This is a genomic window from Bradyrhizobium lablabi (assembly GCF_001440475.1).
Classification (GTDB): domain Bacteria; phylum Pseudomonadota; class Alphaproteobacteria; order Rhizobiales; family Xanthobacteraceae; genus Bradyrhizobium; species Bradyrhizobium lablabi.
The window spans coordinates 206,857-226,047 of sequence record NZ_LLYB01000134.1; the positions used below are offsets into that span (position 1 = coordinate 206,857).

A 19,191-nucleotide genomic window follows, 5' to 3' on the forward strand; every position below is an offset into this window, starting at 1 on the left:
TGCTCTCGCCGATGCGCAAACCTCTCATCATTTTAGCCAAGCTGGTCGTGGCGCTGCTTTCGGTAGCAGGCACGGGGCTATTGATATTCGAGGGCTGGCTGATCTGGCACTACGAATACGGCATTGGCCTGCCGGACGAAAGAAAACTCGCGGCGCTTTCGGTGCCTGCACCTGCGTGCTCCACCAGCAACCAGCAGACCTACGTTCCGCTGTCCGAGATACCTCCGCTCGTCCGCCAAGCGGCTGTCGCTTACGAGGAACCCGAATTCTATGAACGCCTGTCGCTGAACCCTTTGATTGAATTAGTCGTTGCCATCACCCACAACCGCGGTCCTCGACCATCCAGCATAACGGCTTCGGTCACAAGGTGCCTCATTTCGCTTAATCCAGCGTGTTGCAGGGGACTCGACTGGCATATCGGGAATATCGCTCTCATGACTCGCGTAGCTAAGACCTTGTCCCGCGATCGGATCCTCGAGATTCATCTGAATGAGAGTTACTTCGGCCGCGGCAGCTACGGCGTCGGCGCCGCTTCGACGGCGTATTTCGACAAACCGCTCGCGTTGCTGACCGTCGACGAAATCGCAGTGATCGCGGCCCTGCCGAGAATGCCGACGCTGCTCAGCCGACGGACCGATCTCGCCCAGGATCGGCGAAATGCCGTCATCGACCGGATGCTGCAGGCAAAAATCATCAATGACGCCGAGGCCACGACGGCGCGAGCGCGTCCGCTGCAGTTCCGCGAAATCCCGCCGGACAACGCCACGCAGCGGCGGAAGCTGTGAGGTCAGCCCAACACCGGCATCGTGATCACATCATAGCCGTGGCTGATTTTGCGCTTCAGCACAGGATCCTCCAGCTCGAACTCGAAGCGATCGGCCGGGCGGATGCCGCCCTTAGCGGCAAAGGTGCCGCCGAACATGGCGCAGCCGTCGGGCAGGCCCTTGCCGGCAAAACCGCGGTCGATCAGGTCCTTCACCGGCAGCATGGCATCCAGCGTGCCCTCCTGATAGAGCACCCGCGCGCCATCGATTACAGCCCAGGAACGCAGGATCATCTTGTCCCAGTGGCCGATGACGTCCTCCAGCTCCCACAGCACGGACGCAACCGGCTTATCGCACATCTGTTTTGATACGGTGACGCTGTAGCTCTCGACCTTGCGGTCAGTGTGGTCGGAGCCGCAACCGACGAAGATGCGGCCCTGCCAGCCGATCAGCACGAACTCGACCTCGCCGCTGGAATTTTCACCCGAGACCTCGATGCGGTCGGCCTGGGTAATCCGCCGCGCCGAGCAACGGTAGTAGATCGGCGTCGTCGCGGGCCGCGCGATGCCGAGCTCCTCGAGTTCGGCGATGTGCTTGTCGCGCGCCACCGGATCGCGCCCGGTCCAGCCGGCGATGACGGCCTGGTCGATCGCCAGCGTCAGTGGCGTCAGCATGCCCTTGTCGTCGACGTTGAAGGTGAGATCAAACACGGATGACGTCCTCCATTCCGGCCGCTAGTTCGAAGATGCGACGATCCGATCCGCCCGCGGCGGCCAGCATCAGCCCGACCGGCATCTCGCCTTCGCGATGCGCCGGCAGCGAGATCGCGCAGCCGTCGAGCATGTTGATCAGCGTGCAGTTGCGCAACGACCGCAAATTCTCCGTGGCGAACAGCTTGTCGTCGGCGACAAGGTCGGCGATTTTGGGCGGCGTATTCGCGGTGGTCGGCAGCACCAGCGCGTCATACGGCGCGATGCGCTGCTCGGTGCGCGCAATGAACGAGCGGCGCGCGTTGAGGATGTCGATATAGTCAGCCGCGCTGATGGCTTCGCCACGCAGGATGCGGACGCGGACGCGGGGATCGTAGACGTCGCCTTTGCTGGTGAGCAGATAGCGGTGCCACGCGTAGCTTTCCGCGGCGGCAAACCCGCCCTTGCTGCTCATGGCGCCGACATCGTGGAATTCCGGCACCTCGATCCGCTCGATCAACGCACCGTGGCGTGACAGCGTCTCCAGCGCGCGCTCGAAGGTCTTTGCGACCTCTTCGTCGAGATCGTCGAGCGCGACCGTGGTCGGCACCGCGAGCCGCATGCCCTTGACCGGGCGCGGATGCAACGGCTTAACGGCTTCCTCCGCGAGCACGGCGTCGAGCACCGCGCAGCAGCCAACCGAGCGCGCCAGCGGGCCAAAGCTGTCGAGTGAGGACGACAGCGGCACGCCGCCGTCAAGCGGCACGCGCGCCTGCGTCGGCTTGTAGCCGACGATGCCGTTATAGGCCGCCGGAATCCGACAGGAGCCGCCGGTATCGGTGCCGAGCGCGCCATAGGCCATGCCATCCGCGATCGAGACCGCAGCCCCCGAGGACGAGCCGCCCGGCACATGGCCGACGCTGCGATTGAACACGCTCTTCGGCGTGCCGTAATGCGGATTGATGCCGATGCCGGAATAGGCGAATTCGGTCATGTTGGTGCGGCCGATCACGATGAAGCCGGTCCGGCGCAGCCGCGCCACCACAGGTGCATCGGCTTCCGCGGGCGCGGAATCCTCCAGCGCGCGGGATCCGGCGCGGGTCACCTGCCCCTTGATGTCATAGAGATCCTTGATCGACACGGGGATGCCTGCATAGGGCGACGGTGCGGCATGCGCTTTGCGTAAGTGATCCATCGCATCCGCCGCCGATATCGCGGCGTCCTTGTCGACATGGATAAAGGCCCGCGCGCCTTCGCCGGCGGGATCGGCAATTCTGGCCAGACACGCCTCGACCAGTTTGCGCGCGGTGGTGCGCCCGGTGTCGAGATCGGCGGCGAGGCTGGCGAGTGTCGGATTAGCAGGCATGATCGTCGTCGCTCTCTTCGTTAATTGCCGTCCGGCGCGGGTACGATGTCGAGATCCAGCAGCGCCGAACTCAGCGATTTGCCGTGTGCATCGAGGGCCAGCGACCGGGTTACGCCCCCTCCCAGCGCCTGGTCCATCACGAAATTCAGCGCAGCGAGATTGGGCAGTTCATAACGAACCACCTCGCCCTGGACAACACCGGCAAAATGGGACTTCACCCGCGCAGCGGTAACTTGCTCGAGCAACAGCGGATAGTGCTTGGCGTCATAGGCGATGACCGAGATGTTGGAAATGTTGCCCTTGTCGCCGGTGCGGGAATGAGCGATCTCGCGCAGCTTCACCCTATGCTCCCACAAATCGGATCTGCGACTTTGCCAGCTCGCGCGGCAGCAGCACGGATGCGACCGCGACCACGTCACGCGCCGATTTCCAGGCGCCGCCGCCCGCGGCCGGGCCATTGGTATAGAGTGTCTCGACCTCGTTGCCGATCCTGATCGCCTCACGCAGGTTCTCGGTACGCCCCGCGACCCGCACGCGCACCTCATAAGGTTCGCCGGCCCGCGCGGACACTTCCGGCCCATGCAGGGAATCGACGCCGACCAGTTCGAACCGCAATTCGCTCGCGGCGACGTTGGTGAGCTTCAGCCGCTCGCGGACGATCTCCAGCGCCAGCCGCCCCCGCGCCAGTGCGCCGGGACCGGCATAGGAGATCTGTCCCTCGCCGATATAGCTGTCGACATAACCGACCGAGACCTTCAGCGTATCGGTTCGCTTCGTGCCACGGCCGCCGCTGACACGGACGCGATCAGGTCCGATTTCCTCGATCCTTACCTGCGAGAAATCCGCGACCACATCCGGCTGGAAATATTTCGTGGGGTCGTGGACCTCATACAGCAATTGCTCCTTGCAGGTTTGCTCCGTCACCGCGCCGCCCGAGCCCGCAACCTTGGTGACGACAAGACTGCCGTCCTCGCCGACCTCGCCGATCGGAAAGCCAAGCCGCGCCAGATCAGCCACATCCTTGTACCCGGGATCGGCAAAATAGCCGCCGGTGATCTGGCCGGCGCATTCGAGCAGATGGCCGGCGACCGTGCCCTGCCCGAGCAGATTCCAGTCGTCCATCGCCCAGCCGAAGGCATGGATCATCGGCGCCAGGAACAGCGCCGGATCGGATGCTCTCCCGGTGATGACGACATCGGCACCCGCGGCCAGCGCCTGCGCCATCGGCTCGGCGCCGAGATAGGCATTCGCCGACAACAGCCGGTTGCCGAGCTGCTTGATCGTGCCGTCGAATTCCATGATCGGCAGATCGCCTTCCTTGCAGGCGTCGAGCACGTCGTCGCCGACGATGGCAGCCACCTTCAGAGATGGCAGCCCAAGTGACCTCGCGATCTCAGCGGTCTTTCGCGCGGCGGCTTCCGGATTGGCCGCGCCCATATTGGTCACGATCTTGATGCCCTTGGCGGCGCAGACCGGCAGAACCGCGCGCATGCGCTCCTCGAGCAATGGATCGAAGCCGCTGTCGGGATCTTTCATGCGCGCCTGCTGCGCGAGCGCCACCGTACGCTCGCCGAGGCATTCGAACACGAGATACTGGATATCGCCCTTCTCGGCGAGTTCGATCGCAGGCTCGATGCGATCGCCCGAATAGCCGGCACCGGACCCTATTCGTATCGTTCGCACATCGTCTCCTTCTCGCTGCAAGCACCACGCGGCTCGCAACAGACAAATACCCTAGCGCGGAAAATTACTGGCATACAAGCGCTGTGGCTTGGCGGAATGCGGCCATGCGGCAGCGCCACTGCTGGGACCGTTGACGGGGAACAGTCTATGTCGCATCAAGATCGAAACATGCGGGCAAGCGTCCGCGTCCCAAGGAGAAATTGCCGCATGGCCGAACCCGCGCGCGCCAAACCAAAGCCCACACCGGAGACCCAGCATTTCTGGGACGGAACGCAAGCCGGCGAACTGCGCCTGCAGCGCTGCGACGCCTGCGCCAATGTCTATTTTCCGCCGCGCCCGTTCTGCCCCTCCTGCGCCTCGCGCAAGGTTTCCGTGTTCAAGGCAAGCGGCAAGGGCAAGCTCTATAGTTACGTTATCAACCACCGTCCGGCCGCGCCCGGCTTCACGCCGCCCTACGCGATCGCGGTCGTCGAACTCGACGAGGGCCCGCGCATGATGAGCAACATCATCGACTGTCCGCAGACGCCGGAGGCGCTCGAACTCGACATGAAGCTCGAAGTCGCGTTCGAAAAGCTCGACGACAAGATCACCCTTCCCTTGTTCCGTCCGGCGAAGGGTTAAGCATATGCGCAGAAACCAGGTCGCCGTCGTCGGCGCAGCCGAGACCACCGAACTCGGCGTCATTCCCAACATGTCGCAGATCCAGCTCCATGCGGACGCGGCGCTCAACGCCATTGCGGATGCCGGGCTGAAACTGTCCGACATCGACGGCATCGCTACCGCCGTCGAAACCCCGCAGCAGATCGCACATTACCTCGGCATCACGCCGACCTGGGTCGACGGCACGTCCGTCGGCGGCTGCTCGTTCATGCTGCACGTCCGTCATGCCGCCGCTGCCATCGAAGCCGGGCTCTGCAAGACCGTGCTGATCACCCACGCCGAGAGCGGCAAGTCGATGATCGGAAAATTGCCGCGCTCGACGCCGCCAGACAGCCTCAATGGCCAGTTCGAGGCGCCGTTCGGCGTCTACGGCCCGCCCAGCATGTTCCCGATTCCCGTGCTGCGCTACATGAAGACCTACGGCATCACCCATGAGCAGATCGCCATGGTCGCGGTCGCCCAGCGCGAATGGGCGGCAAAGAACCCGCGCGCGATGATGAAGGACCCGATCACGGTCGCCGACGTGCTGAACTCGCGGATGATCGCCTACCCGTTCCGCCTGCTGCAATGCTGCCTCGTCACCGATGGCGGCGGCGCGCTGATCCTCACCTCGGCCGACCGCGCCAAGGATTTTCCGAAGAAGCCGGTCTATATCCTCGGCACCGGCGAGAGCGTGGAAACGCCGATGGTCAGCCAGATGGAGACGTTCAACTCCTCGCGCGCCTTCAAGGTGGCGGGGCCGACCGCCTTCAAGGAGGCCGGCATCACCCACAAGGACGTCAATCATCTCATGATCTACGACGCCTTTGCCCATCTGCCGCTTTTTGGCCTCGGCGATCTCGGCTTCATGCCGCATGAAGAGACCGGTAAGTTCATCGCCGACGGCAACACCCGCCCCGGCGGCAAGCTGCCGCTCAACACCAATGGCGGCGGCCTCAGCTATATGCACTCCGGCATGTACGGCATGTACGCGCTGCAGGAGAGCGTGCGGCAGATGCGCGGCATCGCGCCGGCGCAGGTCAAGGACGCGAAGATTTCGGTCTGCCACGGCGTCGGCGGCATGTTCGCGGCGAGTGGCACGATCATCTTTACGAACGAACGCTAGGAAATGGCTGGCGCGAGCGCAGCACTCAATCTGTCATTGCCGGGCTTGACCCGGCAATCCATCTCCTTCTGAAGAAGGATGGATGCGCGGGTCAAGCCCGCGCATGACGAGCGGAGTTCTGCATCGGCCTGCGAAAACAGAACAGGAGACCCCCAATGGCAAAATCACTGCAAGACAAAGTCATCATCGTCACCGGCGCAGGCCGCGGCATCGGGCGCGAGATCGCGCTGCTCTGCGCCGCCGAAGGCGCCAAGGTCGTGGTCAACGATCCCGGCGGCGCGGCCGACGGCGCCGGTTCGAGCGCGGCTCCCGCCGAGGAAGTGGTCGAGGAGATCAAGAAGCGCGGCGGCATCGCGGTCGCCAATTTCGAGTCGGTGGCGGAAGCGATCCCTGCCAGCAAGATCGTGAAGACCGCGACCGATCATTTCGGCCGGCTCGACGGCGTCGTCAACAATGCCGGCATCCTGCGCGACATGATCTTCCACAAGATGAGCGTGGAGGCGTTCGAGGCCGTCATCAAGGTGCACCTGATGGGTTCGTTCTATGTCAGCCACGCCGCGGCGCGGATCTATCGCGAACAGGAGAGCGGCGCCTTCGTGCACTTCACCTCGACCTCGGGCCTGATCGGCAATTTCGGCCAGGCCAACTACGCCGCCGCCAAGCTCGGCATCGTTGGCCTGTCGAAGTCGATCGCGCTCGACATGGGCCGCTTCAATGTGCGCTCGAACTGCGTCTCGCCGTTCGCCTGGACCCGCATGATCGGCACCATCCCGACCGAGACCGACGCCGAGAAGGCGCGGGTCGAGAAGATCAAGCAGATGGGCCCGGAGAAGATCGCACCGGTCTGCGCCCACCTGCTCTCCGATGCCGCCAAGGACGTCACCGGGCAGATCTTCGGCGTGCGCATGAACGAGATCTTCCTGTTCAGCCAGAATCGTCCGGTACGCTCGGTTCACCGCGGCGAAGGCTGGACGCCGCAGACCATTGCCGAGCACGGCATGCCGGCGCTGAAGGGATCGTTCACCGCGCTCGACCGCTCCGCGGATATCTTTACGTGGGATCCGATCTGACGGACGAAGCGTAGGGTGGGCCAAGGCGCAACAGCGCCGTGCCCACCATCTCGCAACTGCCGGACCTCATCCTGAGGAGGCGCGCGAGCGCCGTCTCGAAGGATGAATGGCACCAGCGGGGCCTCATGGTTCGAGACGGCGCTAATGCGCCTCCTCACCATGAGGATTCAATGGCTGCTATACTGCGGCGCCATTTCCGGTTGTTTCATCACAGCCCGCCCGCTTTATGCCGGAATGCGGGCTGATGTTTTTCCTCCCAACAAAAAATACACGGGAGGAAATCATGACAACCTCGCTGACCCTTTCCGATCCCCAGCAACAAGGCGGCGGTTTTGACCGTCGCAAGATACTGACCGGCGCGGCAGCACTCGCCGCCTCGACCGTAACGATGAAGACGGCTTCTGCCGCCTCCGTGGCGCCGCTCGGCCAAACCGGCGCACCGACCACGGCATCGCCGCCCCTGCCACTCGGCCCGCTTTCCGGCGCCCGCTATCCGGACGCTCGACTGGAGTCGATGAAGAAGCCGAAGGTTTCGTTCGGGCCGACAGGCTTTCCGGCCTTCGCGGGCACCATGGCCGTCGAGCGCGTCGCCACCGGATTCCGCTGGGCCGAAGGCCCAGTCTACTTTCCGGCTGGGCGATATGTTCTGTTTAGCGACATTCCCAACAACCGCATCATGCGCTTTTCAGAAGATGACGGGCATCTCAGCGTCTATCGCCAGCCGTCGATGAACTCGAACGGCAACACGATTGATCGCGAAGGACGCCTGATCACCTGCGAACACAGCGGTCGGCGGGTCACCCGGACCGAACTCGACGGCTCGATCACGATCATCGCCGACAAGTACAATGGCAAGAAACTGAACTCGCCGAACGACGCAGTCGTCGCGGCCGACGGTACGATCTGGTTCTGCGACCCAGCCTACGGTATCGGCGGCTATTACGAGGGCATCAAGGCCGACGCCGAGCAGGAAAAGAAAAACGTCTACCGGGTGGATCCGAAATCCGGCGACATCAAGATGGTGGTCGATGACTTCGTGGAGCCAAACGGCCTTTGCTTCTCGCCTGACGAGAAGAAGCTCTATATCTGCGATACCGGCTTCACCGACGGGCCGGACAACCCGTCGCATATCCGCGTGTTCGACGTGGATCTCGCCGCCGGAAAGCTATCGAACAGCAAGGTCTTTGCGGACATGCCCAAGCCCAGCATTACCGACGGGCTGCGCTGCGATCGTGAAGGCCGCCTCTGGTGCTCCGTGGGTTGGGGCGATCCGAATGAGGACGGCGTGCGCTGCTACACAGCGGACGGCGACCTCCTCGGCAAGATCCACATCCCGGAAACGGTCGCCAATCTGTGCTTCGGCGGCCAGCAGCGGAACAGGCTCTACATCTGCGGCTCGTCGTCGCTGTATGCCGTGTACACCAGTGCGCAGGGTGCGATGAAGCCGTGAGCAATGCCAACGGGCGCCAATAGTTGTTGGGAATACGCCCCCACCACGAGTCGTCCCCCCGCCTTGTGCGCAATTGCGCACTTGGCGCGGGGACCCATAACCACAGGGCTCTGTTGAAGCAGGTGATCTCTCCCATCCTGCCTTACGGATAGATCACGCGGTATGGGTCCCGGCGCCCGTGCGCAATTGCGCACTAGGCCGGGACGACGGCGGAGGGAGTGGCGCCCCCTCACCCGCTATTCCGCAAGCCCGCCGAAATCCCGTTGATGGTGAGCTGAATCCCGCGCAGCACCTGCTCATCCGGGTTCTGCGCGCGGTGCTCCTTCAACAGTTCGACCTGCACATGGTTGAGCGGGTCGAGATAGGGAAAGCGGTTGCGGATCGAGCGGTCCAGCAGCGGGTTACCCTGCAGCAGGCGTTCGTGCCCCATGATGTCGAGCAGCGTCTCGATCGAGGAATGCCATTCGCGCCGGATGCGGCCAAAGATGCTGTCGCGCAAGGCGACATCAGGCACCAGCTCGGCATAGCGCGAGGCGATCGCGATCGAGCTCTTGGCCAGCACCATATCCATGTTCGACAGCAGCGTGCGGAAGAACGGCCATTCGCGGTAGAGCTCCTGCAGGAACGGCATGCCCTGCTCCGGATGCTCGGCGATCCAGGTCTCGACCGCCGAACCAAAACCGTACCAGCCCGGCAGCATCAAGCGGCACTGCGCCCAGCTGAACACCCAGGGAATGGCGCGAAGATCCTCGATCTCGCGGGTTTTCTTGCGCGACGCCGGACGGCTGCCGATGTTGAGCGTCGAGATTTCGGTGATGACGGTGGAGCCCCAGAAATAATCCGCAAAACCTTCGGTCTCGTAGACCAGGCCGCGATAGGCCTTGAAGGCCAGCGCGGACAGTTCCTCCATCGCGGTCAGATATTCCTTGCGCGGCGCACTCTGCCGCGGGTGCAGCAGGCTCGCTTCCAGCGTCGCCGCGGCAAGGATTTCCAGATTGCTGCGGCCGACCTCGGGATTGGAATATTTGCTTGAGATGATTTCGCCCTGTTCGGTGATGCGGATCTGCCCGTTCACCGCGCCGCCGGGCTGCGCGATGATCGCGTCATAACTCGGCCCGCCGCCGCGGCCGACCGATCCGCCGCGACCGTGGAACAAACGCAGCCGCACGTGATGGCGCTCGAACACGTCGACGAGGCCGATCTCGGCCTTGTAGAGCTCCCAGCCCGAAGTGACGAAGCCGCCATCCTTGTTGCTGTCGGAATAGCCGAGCATCACTTCTTGTATGCCGCCGCGGCTGTCCACCAGCCGGCGATAATCGTGGAGGGACAGCATCCGGTCCATGATGCCGGATGAGGCCTGCAGGTCCTCGATGGTCTCGAACAGCGGTACGATGTTGATGGCGCTGCGGCCGGAGGGATTGATAAGCCCAACCTCCTTCAGCAGCACCGCCACCTCCATCATGTCGGACATGCCCTTGCACATCGAGATGATGCATTGGTGGATCACATCGGGGCCGAAATGGGCATGGGCCTCTGCTGCCGCGCGGAACACCGCGAGTTCGCTGAGCGTTTCGTCGCTGTACCTGACGAAGGCCGAGCTGAGCGGCCTTGCGCTGCGCAGTTCGCTCAACAGCAGGCTGACGCGGGCTTCCTCGTTCAAGTCCAGATAGGACATGCCGGGGATTGCCGCATCGAACAGTTCGGCCACCGTGCGCTCATGCACCGCGGAGTTCTGCCTGATATCAAGCCGCGCGAGGTGGAAGCCGAAACAATCCACTGCGCGGCGCAGCAGGCGCAAACGACCGCGTGCGATCACGCCGGAATTATTCGCAATCAGCGAACGATCGAGTACATCGAGATCGGCCTTGAATTCCCGCACGCTCTCGTACGGCGCGCCCTCGCCGACCGGCCGCCTTGTCGTCTCGATCTCTAGCTTCAGCGCCGTTGCGGTCAGCCGCGCATAGATTCCTGAGACCGCAAGGCGGTACGGTTCACCGCTTCGGTGCGGCGAGGAGTCGGGCGAGCGCCCGGCCAGGGCGCGCAATTCTTCAGAGACATCGGCAAGATGCGCCGCCAGCGAGAGTTCCGAGCCGAGGACGTGCAATTCCTCCAGATAGAAGCTCATCACCCGGCTCGACTGCAGGCGCAGCGTGCCGCGCATGACGTCGGCGGTGACGAACGGGTTGCCGTCGCGGTCGCCACCGATCCAGCTTCCCATGGTCAGGAACGATGCCAGATCGCCGGGCGTGCCGCCCTCCTCCCGGTTGAGCCGATCTTCCAGCGCGCTATGCAGCCGCGGCACCTCGTGCAGGAAGGTGTAGTCGTAGAAGGAGAGACCATTTGAGACTTCGTCCAGCACGGTCAGCTTGGTTCGCCGCAACAGGTTGGTCTGCCACAGCGTGAGCACGGCGCGGCGCAACTGCTCGTCGCAGGCCTCGGCCTCCTCCGGCGTGAGCTGGACGCGCTCGCGCCGGTCGAGCAAGCCGGCGATTTCCATCTCGCGGTCGATCGTGCTCTTGCGGCGGACTTCGGTTGGGTGCGCCGTCAGCACCGGGCTGACCTGGGCTTCCTTGAAAAAGCGGCGGAGCTCGGCCGCACTGATCCCGGCCGTCTTGGCATGCGCCAACGTCTGGGTTAGCGCGCTCGGCCGCGGCCCGCCGGGACCTCGACCGCGCATCTGACGGATGTTGTTCTGGTCCTCGGCGATGTTGGCGAGGTGGGAAAAATAGCTGAAGGCGCGGACGATCCGCACGGTATCGGCTGTCGACATGCTGTCGAGGATGGTCTCGAGTTCCCGCCGCGCCAGCCTGTCCTCGTCGCGATGGAACCGGATCGAGGTCTGCCGGATACGCTCGACGAGGTCGAACACATCGGCACCCTCCTGATCACGAACGGTATCACCGAGAATCCGGCCGAGCAGGCGGATATCGGTCCGCAGCCGGGCATCTTCCTCCAGCGCCAGCGCTTCGTCGCTGCGGTTGGACCGGACTTCGATCTCGGAAGGCATGATCTGGGAAGACATTGGCTCGCCACCTCAGGAACAGCCCGGCTGTCCCGAGTGTGCAATTTTTTTGCCGCAGTGCAAGATAAAGATGGAGGCGGTGCAGCTATCCGTCGTCCCCGCGAAAGCGGGGACCCATAGCCACCGGGCGCAGTGGTTACATGCGCTGAGGGCTCCAGCTTCGCGAACCACAAACATTCGTGGTTATGGGTCCCGGCTCGCGCTTCGCTTGGCCGGGACGACGAGCATTGGATATCGCTAAATCCTCCGCCCGGCCCGCTCCCAAAAGGGATCGCGCAGGCGGCGCTTGAAGATCTTGCCGGAATCTTCCCGCGGCAGGCCGGACTGGATTTCGATATGCTTCGGCACCTTGTAGTCGGCGAGCGAGACCTTGAGCTGGCTGCGGATCGAAGCAAGATCGAGCGTCACGCCCGGCTGCGGCTCGACCACCGCCATCAGCGCCTCCCCGAATTCCGCATCGGGAATGCCGAACACCGCGCAATCGTGCACGCCAGGAATCGCATGCAGCGCCGCCTCGATCTCGGCCGGATAGATGTTGACGCCGCCCGAGATCACCATGTCGCGNGATGAAGACGTAGCCGTCGGCGTCGATATAGCCGACATCGCCCGAGGTGATGAAGCCGTCGCGATCGATCTCGGAACGCTTCTCCGGCTTGTTGTGATAGGTGAAATCCGGATTGCCCGCGATGCGCGAATAGATTTCGCCGATCTCGCCCTGCGGCAATTCCCTGCCGTCATCGCCGATGAAGCGCAGCTCCGCGCCGGGCGAAATCTTGCCGACCGTGCCCGGCTTCTTCAGCGCATCCTCGGAAGTGGCGAAGGTGACGGCGCCTGATTCCGTCGAGCCGTAGAATTCGTAAATGACCGGCCCCCACCACTCGATCATCGCGCGCTTGACGTCCGCCGGACAGGGCGCGGCGGCATGGATGATATGGCGCAGCGACGACATGTCATACTTCTTGCGCACCTCCTCGGGCAGCTTCATCAGGCGGATGAACATGGTAGGCACCATGAAGATGGTGTCGACCTTCTCGGTTTCGATCACGCGCAAAAATTCTTCCGCATCGAAACGCGGCATGATCACCAGCGCGCCGCCGAGCCGGCCGGCACGCAGGCCGAAGGAATTCGGCGCGGAATGATACAACGGCCCCGGGAGCAGCGCGCGGGCGCCAGGCTTCAGGCCATAGATCATCGCGCGCATGCGTTCGGCATTGGCGGTCTGCTCCGGCGTAGGCGCGAAACGACGAACACCCTTGGGATGGCCCGTTGTGCCCGAGGTGTAGATCATGTTCTGCGGCTGCGGCACCGCCGGCCCGTCATAGCGCGGGTGCTGCTTCAGCCAGGATTCAAAATCGATCGCGAAGTCGGGCGTCGCGAGGTGATCCGGATCGATCCTGTAGCTGGCAATAATTTCAGGCGGCGTCGGCACGCTGAGCGCCGTGACGCCGGGCGGGATGGCCTCGCGCAACTGATGCAGCATGTCGGCATGCGCGATTAGCACCGCGGTGCCGGAATCCTTCAGCACAAAATTGATCTCTTCCGGCTTGAAGTGCCAATTGACCGGCACGCCATAGGCCCCGAGCCGCATCGCGGCATAGGCCGCCTCGATGAAAGCGATGTCGTTGCGCATCAACATGGCGACGCTGTCGCCCTGCTTGACGCCGAGTTGTTGCAGACCGCTGGCGATGCGCTCACTGCGCTCGGCGACCTCGTCGTGAGTGCGGCGGCGCGGGCCGCTGATGATGCCGAGGAAGGGCGAGATAGACATTGTCTCTTTCCGATCTGCTGCCGGGTTTTGTGTGACCCTCATGGTGAGGAGCGCGTCTTGGCGCGTCTCGAACCATGAGGTCCGTGGCCCATCTCTCGAGACGCCGCTTGCGCGGCTCCTCGGGATGAGGTCGAAGTCTAAGCCTCCGCAAAGCGCGGCGGGCGTTTTTCCATATTGGCGCGAACCGCCTCGGTCTGGTTGGGGCTGCCGATCAGTTTCTGCTGCTCGACGGATTCAGCCAGCAGCGCCGGAGCCGGATCGACGGAGAGCTTGTTCAGCATGCGCTTGGCGGCGCGGATGGCATCGGGGCTCTTGCCGGCGATTTCGCGCGCGACTTCGAAGGCCGCCGCGCGCGGATCGTCGCAGATCCGCGTCGCGAGGCCGTAGCTCATCGCTTCCTGCGCCGAGAAGATGCGCCCGGTATAGGTCAGCTCACGCAAAATATCGTCGCGGACGAGGCTGGCGAGGATCGGCGTGCCCGCCATGTCGGGCACCAGGCCCCATTTGATTTCCATGATCGACATCCGCGCGTCGGGCGTGAGGAAGCGCATGTCGGCGCCGAGCGCGAGCTGGAACCCGCCGCCGAACGCCACGCCCTGGATCGCGGCAATGACCGGCACCGGAAGCTGGCGCCAGCCCCAGACCGCCTGCTGCGGAAAGTTCGCGAGACCATGCGTGCGTGCAGTCAGATCGCGTTTCTCGCCACCGGCGATCCCGTTACCGCCGTTTTCCTTCATGGCCTGGAAGCGCCCCATGTCGAGACCGGCGCAAAACGCCCGTCCCTCCCCCGACAATACTACCACCCGGACGCCTTTTTCACGCGCCAGCCGCTCGGTCGCCGCCACCAGCGCCTCGAACATCGCGGCATCGAGCGCGTTCATCTTGTCGGCCCGCACCAGCCGGACATCGGCGATACTGTCCGAAATCGAGATCGAGACGCGTTGCTCCATGAAAATCTCCTCGCAGATAGCCCTGTTGCGGCTTTACAGAACGGAATTGTCCGGTTTTAGTCAATCGACCAATTAACAGACAATCCCGTGGGTGGAAACGATGTTCAACGATCAGCTTCTCGCCGGGCGACGCATTCTCGTGACCGGAGGCGGCACCGGCCTCGGCAAGTCCATGGCCGCGCGGTTCCTGCAACTGGGAGCCGAGGTCCACATCTGCGGCCGCCGCAAAATTGTGTGCGACGAGACCGCAACCGAATTGATGGATCTGCATGGCGGGCGCGTGGTCAGCCACGGCGTCGACATCCGCAATGCGATGGCCGTCGATGAGATGATCGAGCAGATCTGGACGTCGGGGCCCCTCACCGACCTCATCAACAACGCCGCCGGCAATTTCATCTCGCGCTCGGAAGAGCTTTCGCCGCGCGGCTTCGATGCGGTCGCCAACATCGTGATGCACGGCACCTTCTATGTGACGCATGCGGTCGGACGGCGCTGGATCGCCGGAGGTCACCGCGGCAACGTGGTGTCGATCACCGTGACCTGGGTACGCAACGGCTCGCCCTACGTGGTGCCGTCAGCGATGAGCAAATCGGCGATCCACGCCATGACGATGTCGCTCGCGGTGGAATGGGGCAAGCACGGCATCCGCCTCAACACCATCGCGCCCGGCGAAATCCCGACCGAGGGCATGAGCAAGCGCATCAAGCCCGGCGACGAAGCCGGCGCGCGAACCCGGGCGCAGAACCCGATGGGCCGCGTCGGCACCATGGAGGAACTGCAGAATCTTGCCGTGTTCCTGATCTCCGGCGGCTGCGACTGGATCAACGGCGAAACCATCGCCATGGACGGCGCGCAGGCGCTGGCGATGGGCGGTAATTTCTATCAGTTGCGCGACTGGAGCGACGACGACTGGAACAAGGCGCGCGACTCGATCAAGGCACAGAACGAGAAGGACCGCGCGGCCAGGGGGTAGGTTGTCGTCCCTGCGAAAGCAGGGACCCATAACCACCAGCGCCAGCTATTGCGAAGGCAACTAACCGCGTCCTGTCATCGACGAGCCGCGGCGTATGGGTTCCTGCTTTCGCAGGAACGACTGAGCCGTATTGTCTTTGCCGCGCGATACCGCCAAACTCCGCGTAACGATAACAAGACGATACGGGAGTGACATGTCCGCTTCGCAGGAATCGACCGACCTTGTCCACATGGTGCGCGAACGCGCCAGAACGCGCGGTGACGCCATCGCCTACGAATTCGAGGGACGCCAGACCAGCTTTGCCGAATTCAACGTCAGGACCAACCGCGTCGCCAACGCGCTGATCGCGATGGACGTCAAGCCGGGCGAGCGGATCGCCTACCTCGGCAAGAACAGCGACTTCTATTTCGAGCTGCTGATGGGTGCGATGAAGGCCAAGGTCGTAATGGCGCCGGTCAACTGGCGCCTCGCGGGCCCCGAGATCGCCTTCATCGTCGGCGACTGCAAGGCGCCGGTGCTGTTCGTGGGGCCTGAGTTCATCACCCAGGTCCGCAATATCAAGCCGCAACTCCCTGATGTCCGCACCATCATCACGACCGAGGGCGGCGCGCCGGAATGGCAGGATTTTATCGCCTGGCGCGATGCGGCCAGCGGTGACGATCCGAAGGTGGCGATCAGCCCGAAGGACATTGCGATCCAGCTTTATACCTCGGGCACTACAGGCAAACCCAAGGGCGCGATGCTGTCGCATGCCAACTTCCTCAACCTCGCAACCGCCGGCAACGCGGCCGAGAAGCCGGAATGGAACAAGTGGACGACGGATGACGTCTCGCTGGTGGCGATGCCGGTCTTCCATATCGGCGGCTCCGGCTGGGGCGTGTTGGGTATCTATCACGGCGCCAGGAGCGTGATCGCGCGCGAATTCGATCCGACCAAGGTTTTGGACTTCATCGAGCAGTCCGGCGTCACCAAACTGTTCATGGTGCCGGCCGCGATGCAGTTCGTTGTGCGGCAGCCACGGGCGCGGCAGGTCGATTTCTCCCGTCTGAAACACATGCTCTATGGCGCCTCGCCAATTCCGGCTGCGCTACTGAAGGAGTGCATCGAGGTGTTCAAGTGCGGCTTCGTGCAGCTCTACGGCATGACCGAGACAACAGGCACCATCGTCGCCCTTCCGCCCGAAGACCATGTCGAGGGGCTGGAGCGCATGCGCTCGGCCGGCAAGGCGCTGCCCGGCATCGAGCTTGCGATCCTCGATCCCGACGGCAACCAGTTGCCGCCGCGCCAGGTCGGCGAGATCGCCACCCGCTCCGGCTCCAACATGGCGGGCTACTGGAACCTGCCGGAGGCGACCGCCAGGACGCTCGGCAGCGACGGCTGGCTGCGCACAGGCGACGCCGGCTACATGGACGAGGACGGCTACCTCTACATCCACGATCGCATCAAGGACATGATCATCTCCGGCGGCGAAAACATCTATCCGGCCGAAGTCGAGAGCGCGATCTGCGATCATCCCGATGTCGCCGAAGCCGCCGTGATCGGCATCCCCGACGACAAATGGGGCGAAGCGGTGAAGGCGGTCGTGGTGATGAAGCCAGGCAAGCAGGCGAGCGCCACCGACATCATCAATTTCACACGCGAGCGCATCGCCGGATTCAAGACGCCGAAGTCGGTGGATTTTCTCGAAGCGCTGCCGCGCAATCCGTCAGGGAAGATCTTGCGGCGGAATCTCCGCGAGCCTTATTGGGCGGGCAAGGACCGGCAGGTGAATTAGGCCACCGTCGTCATTGTGAGGAGCGCAAGCGACGAAGCAATCCATCTATCCGTTATGCCGTGATATGGATTGCTTCGCTTCGCTCGCAATGACGGTGTTGGCAGCAGCGCCTACTTCTTCCCCGCCTTCTCCCGCAACACCCGCCGCCGCGCCTTGGCCTCGTCCGACCAGACCTCGTTGACATCGTAGAACTCGGCGACCGCCTTCGCCCCTGGCGGCAGCGTCACCCAGGGCTGCTTGGTGGAGGTGAAGATGTGAATATCCGGCGGGCACTGGCCGGGATCGTCCATGGTGCCGACACGCACGAACCGCACGGCGGGGCCAAATCCCGGATAGTTGCTCCAGACCGCGACCTTGCAGACCGGGCAGCGGGCGATGCGCTGGCCCTTGCCGCTCGCCGACGGCGTCACGACGATCTCGGGCTCAGCCCCGATATGCTCGACCCTCTCGGCCTCGTACATCGCATTGAGCGCGTGCACCGTGCCCGTCTCGCGCTGGCACCAGGTGCAGTGGCAGGCATGCACGATCATCGGCCTGCCATTCAGGCGATAGCGGACATGCCGGCACGTGCATCCACCTTCCATCGTTACCCCCTAGTGCTTCCCCGCCCCCATATATCCGAACAGGAATCCCGCCACTTTGCGCTTCTGGATTTCCTCGCTGCCTTCGGTGATGCGGTAGCGGCGGTGGTGGCGGTAGATATGCTCGAACGGCTTATGGCGCGAATAGCCCATGCCGCCATGCACCTGCATGGCGCGGTCGGCGGCCTCGCAGCACAGCCGGTTTGCCCAGTAGTTGCACATCGAGACCCGGTCGGACAGCGTGTTCTCGACCTGCGCCTGGGTGAGCTGGTCCATCTCCCAGGCGGTCTTGCGGATCAACAGCCGCAGCATTTCGGCCTGCGTCGCCAGTTCGACCAGCGGCCACTGGATCGCCTGGTTCTCGGCCAGCGCCTTGCCGAACGGTTTTCGTTCGCGCGCGTATTTCACGCTTTCATTGATGCAATAGACCGCCGCGCCCAGCGAGCTCGCCGCCTGCCGGATCCGGTTCTCATGCACGAAACATTGCGCCAGTGACAGCCCCCGGCCGATCTCGCCGAACAGCGCATCTTCAGGCACGAACACATTCGTGAAGCTGACGCGCGGATGATCCGTCGGCATATTGAAGGTCCACATGTATTCCTCGACCTTCACGCCCTCGCTCTTCGCCGGCACCAGGAGGCATGTGATGCCGCGCGCATCGCCGTCATTGCCAGACGTGCGGGCAAACAGCGCGCAGTGGGTCGCGACATGCATGCCGGTCGTCCACATCTTCTGGCCGTTGATGATCCAGCCCTTGACGTTGTCGCGGGTCGCCTGCACCGCCCTGGTTTCCATATGCGTCGCGTCCGAACCGTGATCGGGCTCGGTGAGGCCGAAGGTGATGCGGTATTTCCCGGTGATTGAACCTTCGATCATCGCCTTCTGCTCGTCGGTGCCGTAGCGGTCGAGCATAGTGACGAGCGGCAGATTGCCGACGATCGAATGCTCGTTCTGCAGGTCGTTGTGCAGGCCGAGGCCCTTTGACGCAAAGTGCTCACGGATCACGGCCATCCAGAGATTGGAGCCGTCCTTGCCGCCGTAGCGCTTCGGGATCGCAAAGCGCAGGTGGCCTGCGGCATCCGCGAGGTTCTTCGCCTTGCGCAGCAGCGCTTCCCATTCATGCCGCGGCAGGCCGCCCTTTTCGAAATCGGTGCGCGCCCATTCGCGACGATGATCGAAGAAGCGGATGTTGTCATCGGCCTCCTCCAGCGGCTTGATCTCGCGTGCGATGAAGCGATCGAGTTCGTCGAGATAGGCCGTGAGGTCGGCAGGCAGGTTGAAATCCAAGGCATCTCTCCCGGAAATGTCGTTTATTGCTTTTGCGTTTAGGCGCTAC

Annotated in this window: 16 protein-coding genes and 1 pseudogene; 7 read left to right on the plus strand and 10 right to left on the minus strand. The window is 63.5% G+C overall.

The features are described from left to right. Positions 1–11: 11 nt before the first annotated feature. Entirely contained in the window at positions 12–785 is a 774-nt protein-coding gene (locus CQ14_RS40565) for a transglycosylase domain-containing protein (RefSeq protein ID WP_057863334.1), read from the plus strand. 2 nt (positions 786–787) lie between these two features. Here the strand turns inward: CQ14_RS40565 and CQ14_RS40570 are convergent, their stop codons facing one another. From CQ14_RS40570 to CQ14_RS40585, 4 genes are read right to left on the minus strand one after another with little or no spacing between them, the layout of a single operon-like run. Further along, positions 788–1,474 carry a DUF2848 domain-containing protein gene (locus tag CQ14_RS40570; protein WP_057863335.1) on the minus strand — a complete coding sequence of 229 codons (687 nt, stop codon included), beginning with the start codon at positions 1,472–1,474 and terminating at the stop codon, positions 788–790. Continuing rightward, complete coding sequence (locus tag CQ14_RS40575) at positions 1,467–2,819, minus strand: amidase (RefSeq protein WP_057863336.1); 1,353 nt, start codon at positions 2,817–2,819, stop codon at positions 1,467–1,469. Before CQ14_RS40575 ends, CQ14_RS40570 begins: the two co-directional genes overlap by 8 nt. Before the next feature lie 20 nt (positions 2,820–2,839). Beyond that, complete coding sequence (locus CQ14_RS40580) at positions 2,840–3,160, minus strand: AtuA-related protein (RefSeq protein WP_057863337.1); 321 nt, start codon at positions 3,158–3,160, stop codon at positions 2,840–2,842. Between the two features lies 1 nt (position 3,161). Further along, a complete protein-coding gene (locus CQ14_RS40585; RefSeq protein ID WP_057863338.1) occupies positions 3,162–4,502 on the minus strand; it encodes an acyclic terpene utilization AtuA family protein in 1,341 nt (446 codons plus the stop codon). Positions 4,503–4,709: 207 nt separating this feature from the next. Here CQ14_RS40585 and CQ14_RS40590 point away from each other — a divergent pair, with 207 nt between their 5' ends. The 4 genes from CQ14_RS40590 to CQ14_RS40605 all read left to right on the plus strand — a co-directional run bounded on the left by CQ14_RS40590 (position 4,710) and on the right by CQ14_RS40605 (position 8,787). Next, positions 4,710–5,123 (plus strand): Zn-ribbon domain-containing OB-fold protein, encoded by a 414-nt coding sequence (locus CQ14_RS40590; RefSeq protein ID WP_057863339.1) that lies wholly within the window; start codon positions 4,710–4,712, stop codon positions 5,121–5,123. 4 nt (positions 5,124–5,127) lie between these two features. Then, entirely contained in the window at positions 5,128–6,267 is a 1,140-nt protein-coding gene (locus CQ14_RS40595) for a thiolase C-terminal domain-containing protein (RefSeq protein WP_057863340.1), read from the plus strand. 155 nt (positions 6,268–6,422) lie between these two features. Then, positions 6,423–7,337, plus strand: a complete 915-nt coding sequence (locus CQ14_RS40600; protein WP_057863341.1) for an SDR family oxidoreductase — start codon at positions 6,423–6,425, stop codon at positions 7,335–7,337. A 283-nt stretch (positions 7,338–7,620) separates the two neighbouring features. Beyond that, positions 7,621–8,787 (plus strand): SMP-30/gluconolactonase/LRE family protein, encoded by a 1,167-nt coding sequence (locus CQ14_RS40605; RefSeq protein ID WP_057863342.1) that lies wholly within the window; start codon positions 7,621–7,623, stop codon positions 8,785–8,787. A gap of 229 nt (positions 8,788–9,016) precedes the next feature. Here CQ14_RS40605 and ppc read toward each other — a convergent pair whose 3' ends face one another. The 4 genes and pseudogenes from ppc to CQ14_RS40620 form a co-directional block, all read right to left on the minus strand. Then, the gene (gene ppc, locus CQ14_RS40610; RefSeq protein ID WP_057863343.1) at positions 9,017–11,809 is read right to left on the minus strand and encodes a phosphoenolpyruvate carboxylase; all 2,793 of its coding nucleotides are present in this window, start codon (positions 11,807–11,809) and stop codon (positions 9,017–9,019) included. A gap of 237 nt (positions 11,810–12,046) precedes the next feature. Further along, on the minus strand, positions 12,047–12,373 hold a 327-nt coding region (locus CQ14_RS47445), incomplete at its 5' end, for an AMP-binding enzyme (RefSeq protein WP_430650258.1). Between the two features lies 1 nt (position 12,374). Then, positions 12,375–13,577, minus strand: a pseudogene (locus CQ14_RS40615) (AMP-binding protein); the annotation flags it as partial. A 137-nt stretch (positions 13,578–13,714) separates the two neighbouring features. Beyond that, positions 13,715–14,527 carry a crotonase/enoyl-CoA hydratase family protein gene (locus CQ14_RS40620; RefSeq protein ID WP_057863344.1) on the minus strand — a complete coding sequence of 271 codons (813 nt, stop codon included), beginning with the start codon at positions 14,525–14,527 and terminating at the stop codon, positions 13,715–13,717. 100 nt (positions 14,528–14,627) lie between these two features. Between CQ14_RS40620 and CQ14_RS40625 the strand changes: the two genes are divergently transcribed. Together CQ14_RS40625 and CQ14_RS40630 are read left to right on the plus strand one after the other, a co-directional pair. After that, complete coding sequence (locus CQ14_RS40625) at positions 14,628–15,500, plus strand: SDR family oxidoreductase (protein ID WP_057863345.1); 873 nt, start codon at positions 14,628–14,630, stop codon at positions 15,498–15,500. A 193-nt stretch (positions 15,501–15,693) separates the two neighbouring features. Then, the gene (locus tag CQ14_RS40630; protein WP_057863346.1) at positions 15,694–17,274 is read left to right on the plus strand and encodes a fatty acid--CoA ligase; all 1,581 of its coding nucleotides are present in this window, start codon (positions 15,694–15,696) and stop codon (positions 17,272–17,274) included. 110 nt (positions 17,275–17,384) lie between these two features. Here CQ14_RS40630 and CQ14_RS40635 read toward each other — a convergent pair whose 3' ends face one another. Both CQ14_RS40635 and CQ14_RS40640 read right to left on the minus strand, forming a co-directional pair. After that, on the minus strand, positions 17,385–17,858 hold the full coding sequence (locus CQ14_RS40635; RefSeq protein WP_057863347.1) for a GFA family protein: 474 nt from the start codon (positions 17,856–17,858) through the stop codon (positions 17,385–17,387). Between the two features lie 9 nt (positions 17,859–17,867). Beyond that, a complete protein-coding gene (locus CQ14_RS40640) occupies positions 17,868–19,142 on the minus strand; it encodes an acyl-CoA dehydrogenase family protein (protein ID WP_057863348.1) in 1,275 nt (424 codons plus the stop codon). Positions 19,143–19,191 lie beyond the last annotated feature (49 nt).